The organism is Oleiphilus sp. HI0079, from assembly GCF_001635105.1.
This window is the reverse complement of sequence record NZ_LWFT01000763.1, coordinates 1-1,416: the sequence shown is the minus strand read 5'-3', so window position 1 is coordinate 1,416 and position 1,416 is coordinate 1. Positions and strand designations below refer to the sequence as shown.

Annotated in this window: 1 protein-coding gene; it reads right to left on the bottom strand. The window is 47.2% G+C overall.

What is annotated here, in order from left to right:
• On the bottom strand, positions 1–1,373 hold a 1,373-nt coding region (locus tag A3750_RS14260; protein WP_197475043.1), incomplete at its 3' end, for an Hpt domain-containing protein.
• Positions 1,374–1,416 lie beyond the last annotated feature (43 nt).

Below are 1,416 nucleotides of genomic sequence, written 5' to 3'. Positions count from 1 at the left end.
TCACGATTAACAGATAAATCGATCGATCCAGTTTCGGTTTTTCCAACCTTCGCTCGCGCCTGCTTTGACTCAATACCATGATCCAAGGCGTTTCGAAGCATGTGTTCTAATGGTGCAATCATTCGTTCCAAAACAGAACGATCCATTTCACCACCAGCATTATGTACCTCGAATTCAACAGCTTTATCTAGCTCGCCACTAATCTGACGTACAATACGTCTTAATCGCGGAACCATTGATGAAAACGGTATCATCCGAGTTTTCATCAAGCCTTCTTGTAACTCAGAGTTAATTCGAGATTGTTGAAGCAATAAGGTTTCAGCATCACGAGCCCTGTTTGACAGAGTTTCACGAAGCTCGGTTAGGTCGGTGGCACTTTCAGAAAGTGAACGAGATAATTGCTGAATAGACGAGTAACGGTCCATCTCTAGAGGGTCAAATTCCTCATATTCTGAAACCGTGATGCCTTCTTGCTCTGCGCGATAAAGCACCTGAGCCTCAGTTTCAATTTCCATTCTTCGAAGCTGTTCTCGAAGACGCTCGATCGTGGCGTTCATTTCTTCGAGCGTGAATCCAAAATCACTAATCTGCTGCTCTAAGCGACCACGCGATATACTCGTCTCGCCAGCAAGATTAACGAGGTCATCAATAAGTAAAGCACCAACACGAACTGTTTCCTGCGCACCCGCGCGTTGAGTGGTGTGTTTCTCTGTTTTCGTGCTTTTGCCTTGGCCTAATTGTGTGAGCGCGTTTGGATCTTGCTTTTCAGGGGCCGGAGCGGGCGCTTCTTGAGCATGCTGGCTTTCCTCTGGACCGGAACTATCCGACGTATCTTCGGCATTCCCAAGAAACTCTTTGATCAATGTATGCAGTTGATCTTGTGCGGCAAGAGCCGCTTCTTTTAGCGAACCGTCATAAGATTCATTGCTTTCAAATCCTTTAATCAGGCGGGACTCAAAATTATGGCTCGCATCAGCCAATGCATCTAAACTTGCTAATCGAGCACCGCCCTTTAGGGTATGCAGAGCTCTTTGCAGTTCCTGATTGAAATGCTGATCTTGAGGTGCTTCAGCCCAGTCTGCTAAATTAGTTTCTAGAGACTCAATCAGTTCCTGAGCCTCCTCCGCAAACATCTCCAGAACCTCTTGGTCAAAAGCATCATCTTCCTCAGCTTTTGCCTTCGAACGAGATTTCATGATTTGGTCGCGCAGCATATGCTCTAGCGCTTCGGTCAGGCGTAAAAACTGATCAGCATGCTCTGCCGGACCATCAGCCAAAAGTTGCGCCCCAGACTGAACACTTTTCTGCAGCGCGCTCCAGTCTTGCAGATCGCCGCTTACAAAGGCATCGAGACACTCAACTGTTTTAGCCAAGAACTCATTGTGCGCTCTAGATTCCCGTATAGCGGGTTGAGCA